This window comes from Paucibacter sp. XJ19-41 (assembly GCF_028462495.1).
GTDB lineage: Bacteria > Pseudomonadota > Gammaproteobacteria > Burkholderiales > Burkholderiaceae_C > Roseateles_E.
The window spans coordinates 1-6,695 of sequence record NZ_JAQOWX010000185.1; the positions used below are offsets into that span (position 1 = coordinate 1).

Consider the following 6,695-nt stretch of genomic DNA (forward strand, 5'->3'; position numbering starts at 1 on the left):
CTGGCTGGGCCGTCCCGCCGCGCCTGGCGCCGGCTGGCGCGACGGCGCGACGCCCGCTGGGGACACGGTCCGATAGCCGGCCGATGGCGATACCGTGGCGGCAAAACCCGGCACCTGGCGGCCCACCACCCGCTGCAAGAGCTGCATCACCTCCTCGGCCGCACGGCTGGCCTGGCTGCGCGCGGCGACCGGCGCGACCTGGCGCGCCATATAGCGCGTCTCCTCATGGCCGCCGCTGAGCTCCTGGCGTGTCGAGGGCCGGTGGGCCGTGGCAGCACTGTTGCCGGCACGGCGGATGAAAGGCCGCAGATCGACCTCGGGCAGCACGCCCTGCTGAATCAGCCAGCGATTGGTCTCGTGATAGGCCTCGCCCAGCAGCAGCGAGAACTCGGCATGCAGCGTGCTCTTGAGCATCTGCCATTCCGAGGGGCTGAGCCCGCTGCGATACCAGGCATCGAGAGCCAGGCCGGCCACCACCGGGGCACGCAGCAAATCGTGGGCCGGCAGCTCATCGAGCTGCTCCAGCTGATGCATGCGGGTGCGCAGGTCGGTGAACTCCCACGAGGCCTTGTCCATCATCGCCAGCGACAGGCGCGAGCCGATGATCTCGCGCTCTATCGTGTCGTCGTCCACCAGCGAGAGCGGGCCGGACTGGCTGGCGCGCCCCATCGCCTGCCGGGCCTCGGCCACGCCATGCGAGACCGCGTGGCGCAGGCCGGCGACAAAGGCGCTCTGCCAGGCCGGGCCATGGCGCATCCAGGCAGCCACGCCGTCACGGCGCGCCACCATCACCGCGTACTCGGCCGGCAGCAGCAGCAGTTGCTGGGCGGCCTCATTGAGCACGCCGGCCACCGGTGCCAGGCCACGCACCAGGGCCTCCAGATAGACATGCCGCGCTTGCGAAGCCAAGGCTTTGTTGCGGGCGGCGTCGGTCATGAAGGCGTCAGGGATTCAGGCAGGTGGTGCAAATGACTCTACACCACCGCTCCGGCGTTCGGATCGTCAGGATCTTCCTTGTTGACCGGGGTCTTGACCAGGTCTTCGCGCTTGATGCCCAGCCACATCGCGATCGCCGCAGCCACGAAGACCGAGGAGTAGATGCCGAAGCAGATGCCGATGGTCAGCGCCACCGCGAAATAGTGCAGCGAGGGGCCGCCGAAGATCAGCATCGACAAGACCATCAGCTGCGTGGAGCCGTGCGTGATGATGGTGCGGCTGGTGGTGCTGGTGATCGCGTGGTCGATGACCTCGTGCGCGTTCAGCTTGCGGAACTTGCGGAACACCTCGCGCACCCGGTCGAAGATCACCACCGACTCGTTGACCGAGTAGCCCAGCACCGCCAGCAGGGCCGCCAGCACCGTCAGCGAGAACTCCCACTGGAAGAAGGCAAAGAAGCCCAGGATGATGATGACATCGTGCAGATTGGCGATGATGCCGGCCACCGCGAACTTCCACTCGAAGCGCAGCGCCAGGTAGATCATGATGCCGACCACGGTGAAGCTCAGCGCCAGCGCGGCGTCCTGCGCCAGCTCGGCGCCCACCGCCGGGCCGACCACCTCGGAGCGCGAGAGCTTGATCGGTTCGGCCTGGGCTGCGTTCAGGCAGACCTGCTTGCTGACCGACTCGCCCTTGTCGGTGACGATGTTGCGCTGCGAGACGGTGCCGCTTTCGGCCTTGCACAGTGCGTCGAACACCAGGCCGACCTGCTCGGTCTGCTTGATGTCGCCGCGCAGCGGCAGGCGGATCATCACATCGCGCGAGGTGCCGAAGTTCTGCACCTGGACCTCGCCAAAGCCCATGGCCTCGACGGTGTGGCGGGTCTTCTCCAGATTGGCAGCCTGCGCATACTCGACCTCGACCACCGAACCGCCGGTGAACTCGATCGAGAAGTTCAGGCCGCGGCTGACCAGGAAGAACACCGCGAGCGCGAAGGTAATGAAGGAGATCGCGTTGAGCAGCAACGCGTGCTTCATGAACGGGATATCCCGTTTGATGCGGAACAGTTCCATGACTAGTTTCCTCAGGCCTTGGGCGCGTCGGCCTCAGGCTTCCAGATCTGACCGATAGAGACGGACTTGAGCTTCTTCTGGCGGCCGTACCAGAGATTGACTAGGCCGCGCGAGAACACCACCGACGAGAACATCGAGGTCAGGATGCCCAGGCAGTGCACCACCGCGAAGCCCTTGACCGGGCCGGAGCCGAAGGCCAGCAGCGCGATACCGGCGATCAGAGTCGTCACATTGGAGTCGAAGATCGTCGCCCAGGCGCGCTCGTAGCCGGCATGGATGGCGGCCTGCGGCGCGGCGCCGGCACGCAGCTCCTCGCGCACCCGCTCATGGATCAGCACATTGGAGTCGATCGCCATGCCCAGCACCAGCGCGATGGCGGCCATGCCCGGCAGGCTCAGCGTGGCCTGCAGCATCGACAGCACCGCGATCAGCAGCAACAGGTTGAAAGCCAGGGCCAGCGAGGAGAACACGCCGAACAGTGCGTAATAGATGCACATGAACACGGCCACCGCGACAAAGCCCCACAGCACCGAGGCCAGGCCCTTGGCGATGTTCTCGGCACCCAGGGTCGGGCCTATGGTCTTCTCTTCGATGATCTCCATCGGCGCGGCCAGCGAGCCGGCGCGCAGCAGCAGGGCCGTGTCGCTGGCTTCGGTCGTGGTCATCGCGCCCGAGATCTGCATGCGCGAGCCGAGTTCGCCACGGATCACCGGTGCGGTCACGACCTCGCCCTTGCCCTTCTCGAACAACAGGATGGCCATGCGCTTGCCGATGTTCTCGCGCGTCACGTCCTTCATCACCCGCGCGCCCTTGGCGTCCAGGTTCAGATGCACGGCGGGCTGCTGGTTCTCGTCGAAACCGGCCTGGGCGTCGACCAGGTTGTCGCCGGTGATGACCACCTGGCGCTTGACGATGATGGGGCCGAAACCGCGGTCGATATAGCGCTCGGTACCGAAGGGCACCGGGCCGCTGCCGGCCACGGCCGCCTGGGCCTCGGCGCTGTCGTCCACCATGCGCAACTCCAGCGTCGCGGTGCGGCCGATGATGTCCTTGGCGCGCGCCGTGTCCTGCACGCCGGGCAGCTGCACGACGATGCGGTCCAGCCCTTGCTGCTGGATCACCGGCTCGGAGGTGCCGAGCTCGTTGACGCGGTTGTGCAAGGTGGTGATGTTCTGCTTCAGCGCGGTTTCCTGCACCTGCACCAGGGCCTGCGGCTTCAGCGCGCCGGTCAGCGTCGGCTGGTCGCCGTTCTGGCCGGGCGTCCACTGCACATCGGTGATCTGTTCGCTCAGCAGGTTCTGCGCGGCCGTCAGCGCCGACGCCTCACGGAAGGCCAGCACCACGGTATTGCCATCGCGGCTGATGCCGNCGGGCGTCCACTGCACATCGGTGATCTGTTCGCTCAGCAGGTTCTGCGCGGCCGTCAGCGCCGACGCCTCACGGAAGGCCAGCACCACGGTATTGCCATCGCGGCTGATGCCGGCGTGGCGGAGGTTCTTGGCGCGCAGCAAGGTGCGCACGTCGCCGGTCAGCGACTCGGCCTTCTTGGTCAGCGCCGCCTTCATGTCGACCTGCATCAGGAAGTGCACGCCGCCGCGCAGATCCAGGCCCAGATACATCGGGAAGGCATGCAGATTGGACAGCCAGCGCGGCGAGCGCGACAGCAGGTTCAGCGCGACGATATAGCTCGGGTCATTCGCATCCGGGTTCAGCGCCTTGCTGATCGCGTCCTTGGCCTTCAGCTGCGTATCGGTGCTGTCAAAGCGGGCCTTGACCGAATTGCCCTCGAACTCGACGAAGTCGGCCTTGATCCCGGCGGCGCTCAGCGCCTGCTCGACCCGCGACTCCATCGAGGCATCGAGCTTGACGGTGACCTTGGCGCTGGAGACCTGGACGGCCGGCACCTCGCCGAAGAAATTCGGCAGCGTGTAGATGAAGCCGATCAGCATCGCGATCACAAGGATCGCGTACTTCCACAGCGGATAACGATTCATGGTGCGTCCTCTCAGGCCGAGTCAGCGTCAGCGCCTGAAGCGAACCCGGCACCATCATGGCGCCGGGCTATGGGTTGGGGGCCTGCGCCGACGGCGCCGCGCCCCTGGCAGCAGGATTACTTGACGGTGCCCTTGGGCAGCACTTGCACGACCGCGCCGCGCTGGATCTGCAGCTCGACGCCGGTGGCCACTTCCAGGGTCACGAAGCTGTCGCCGAGCTTGGACACCTTGCCCAGCAGGCCGCCCGAGGTGACGATCTCATCGCCCTTGGCCAGGGCCTCGATCATGGCCTTGTGCTCCTTCTGACGCTTCATCTGCGGGCGAATCATCACGAAGTACAGCACCACAAACATCAGCACCAGCGGCAGCATGCTCAGCAAGCTGGACTCGGTGCTACCGGCGGCAGCGGCCGGGGCGGCTTGGGCAAAAGCGTTGGAAATAAACACGTCGGAATCCCTTTGGTGAAAGCCGCCCTTGGCGGACGGAAGAACTGCGGATTGTATGCGGCCACCCGGGGCAGCCACCCACCGCAGCCGAGATGGGGTTGACAAGCCGGAAATCAAAAAATATTCTACCAATATATTAAATGCAAACCCTGCTGGCCAGAGCCTAGCGGCCTGCGATGATGCCGCCATGACCGACAGTACCGAAGCCCCCGAACACGACAACAAGCGCCGCGTGGCCGACCAGGCCTATGACGCGCTCGAATCGATGATCGCCACCCTGGTGCTCAAGCCCGGCGCCCCTATCGTCGAGGCCGAGCTGATCGAGCGCACCGGCCTGGGCCGCACGCCTACCCGCGAGGCGCTGATGCGCCTGGTCTCCAACGGCCTGATCGTGCAGCTGCCGCGGCGCGGCCTGCGGGTCAGCGATATCTGGCTGGCCGAGCATCTGGACCTGGTCGAGGCGCGCCGGGTGCTGGAGCGCCTGATCGCCGCGACCTCGGCCCGGCGCGCCACACCGGCCCAGCGCGAGGACCTGCTGGCCTGTGCCCGCAGCATGGTCAAGGCCGGCGAGGACGATGATCTGGCCGCCTATATGGATGCCGATCAGGCGCTGGACCGGGTCAACCACGCGGCCTGCCGCAACCCCTTCGCGGTGGCCGCCGTCGTGCCCATGGTGATCCAGTGCCGGCGCTTCTGGTATGCCTACCAGCACCAGGGCGATATCAAGGAAGGCGCGCGCCGCCATCTGCTGCTGGCCCAGGCCATTGCCGGCGGCGACGGCGAGCAGGCCGCCCAGGCCAGCGACGCCTTGATGGACTATCTGCGCCAGTTTGCCCAGGCGGTGATCGAATGAACACGACTCGCATTGTTGATTCCCATACAGGCGGCGAACCGACCCGGCTGATCGTCAGCGGCGGCCCCGATCTCGGCGGCGGCAGCATGGCCGAACGCCTGCAGCGCTTTCGCAGCGAGCACGATGCCTGGCGCCGCGCCGTCGTGATGGAGCCGCGCGGCTCGGACGTGATGGTCGGCGCGCTGCTGTGCGAGCCCGAGCTGAGCGACAGCACGGCCGGCGTGATCTTCTTCAACAATGTCGGCTATCTGGGCATGTGCGGCCACGGCAGCATCGGCCTGGTCGCCACCCTGGCCTATCTGGGTCGCATCCAGCCCGGCGAGCACCGGATCGAGACCCCGGTGGGTCGGATCACGGCACGGCTGCACCCGGACGGCAGCGTCAGCATCGCCAATGTGCCGGCCTGGCGCCATGCCAGGCGGGTGGCCGTCCGGATCGCCGGCAAGACCGTACACGGCGATGTCGCCTGGGGCGGCAACTGGTTCTTTCTGTGCGAGGACCATGGCCTGAGCCTGGAGCTGGCCTCGGTCGAGGCGCTGACCGACTTCGCCTGGGCGCTGCGCCAGGAGTTGCCGCGCCAGGGCGTCAGCGGCGCCGGCGGCGCCGAGATCGACCATATCGAGCTGCTGGGCCCGCCAGCCGACCCGGCCCACAACGGCCGCAACTTCGTGCTGTGCCCCGGCAAGGCCTATGACCGCAGCCCCTGCGGCACCGGCACCAGCGCCAAGATCGCCTGCCTGGCGGCCGACGGCAAGCTGGCACCCGGTGCGCTCTGGCAGCAGGAAAGCGTGATCGGCAGCGTGTTTGCCGCCAGCTACCAGAGCGGCGAGCCGGGTCAGGTCTTGCCCACCATCCATGGCCGCGCCCATGTGAACCTGGATGCCAGCCTGGTGTTCCAGGACGGCGACCCCTTCGCCTGGGGCATCGCCTGAAGTCCGCCGTCGCCAGCACCCGCCGGGCCGATGTGCTGATCGTCGGCGCCGGCATCGTCGGCGCGGCCTGCGCGCGCGAGTTTGCGCGCCAGGGGCTCAGCGTGGCCGTGATCGAGTCCGGCGCGGTCGGTGGTGGTGCGACAGCGGCCTCGATGGGCCATCTGCTGGTGGTCGACGACGAGGCCGGCGGCAACGATCCCGAGTTCGCGCTGAGCCAGCGCTCGATGCGGCTGTGGCAGGACTGGCTGGACGAGAGCGCCGGCCATGCCGCCCAGGTCGAGCATGGACGCTGCGGCACGCTGTGGCTGGCCGCCGACGATCAGGAGCTGGCACTGGCCGGGCGCAAGCAGGCCTGGTATGCGGCGCGCGGCATCGCCGCCGAGCTGATCGACGGCGCCACGCTGGCGCGGCTGGAGCCGATGCTGCGCCCCGACCTGGCCGGCGCGCTGCGCGTGCCGGGC

The 6,695-nt window shown here is 67.5% G+C and carries 7 protein-coding genes; 3 read left to right on the top strand and 4 right to left on the bottom strand.

Annotated features, from left to right (window positions below; all coding sequences use genetic code 11):
• The 4 genes from PO768_RS27150 to yajC all read right to left on the bottom strand — a co-directional run.
• Nucleotides 1–936: DUF1631 family protein (locus PO768_RS27150; RefSeq protein WP_272648549.1), on the bottom strand; the 936-nt coding region annotated here is incomplete at its 3' end.
• Nucleotides 937–974: 38 nt separating this feature from the next.
• Nucleotides 975–2,009 carry a protein translocase subunit SecF gene (gene secF / locus PO768_RS27155; protein ID WP_272648550.1) on the bottom strand — a complete coding sequence of 345 codons (1,035 nt, stop codon included), beginning with the start codon at nt 2,007–2,009 and terminating at the stop codon, nt 975–977.
• An 11-nt stretch (nt 2,010–2,020) separates the two neighbouring features.
• Nucleotides 2,021–4,003: a protein translocase subunit SecD gene (gene secD, locus PO768_RS27160; RefSeq protein ID WP_272648551.1), complete on the bottom strand. Its 1,983-nt coding sequence runs from the start codon at nt 4,001–4,003 to the stop codon at nt 2,021–2,023.
• A gap of 116 nt (nt 4,004–4,119) precedes the next feature.
• Complete coding sequence (gene yajC, locus PO768_RS27165; RefSeq protein WP_137944688.1) at nt 4,120–4,449, bottom strand: preprotein translocase subunit YajC; 330 nt, start codon at nt 4,447–4,449, stop codon at nt 4,120–4,122.
• A gap of 187 nt (nt 4,450–4,636) precedes the next feature.
• Here yajC and PO768_RS27170 point away from each other — a divergent pair, with 187 nt between their 5' ends.
• The 3 genes from PO768_RS27170 to PO768_RS27180 all read left to right on the top strand — a co-directional run.
• Nucleotides 4,637–5,302: a GntR family transcriptional regulator gene (locus PO768_RS27170; protein WP_272648552.1), complete on the top strand. Its 666-nt coding sequence runs from the start codon at nt 4,637–4,639 to the stop codon at nt 5,300–5,302.
• Entirely contained in the window at nt 5,299–6,234 is a 936-nt protein-coding gene (locus tag PO768_RS27175) for a 4-hydroxyproline epimerase (protein ID WP_272648553.1), read from the top strand. The genes PO768_RS27170 and PO768_RS27175 overlap by 4 nt, the downstream gene beginning before the upstream one ends.
• 32 nt (nt 6,235–6,266) lie before the next feature.
• On the top strand, nt 6,267–6,695 hold a 429-nt coding region (locus PO768_RS27180; protein WP_272648554.1), incomplete at its 3' end, for an NAD(P)/FAD-dependent oxidoreductase.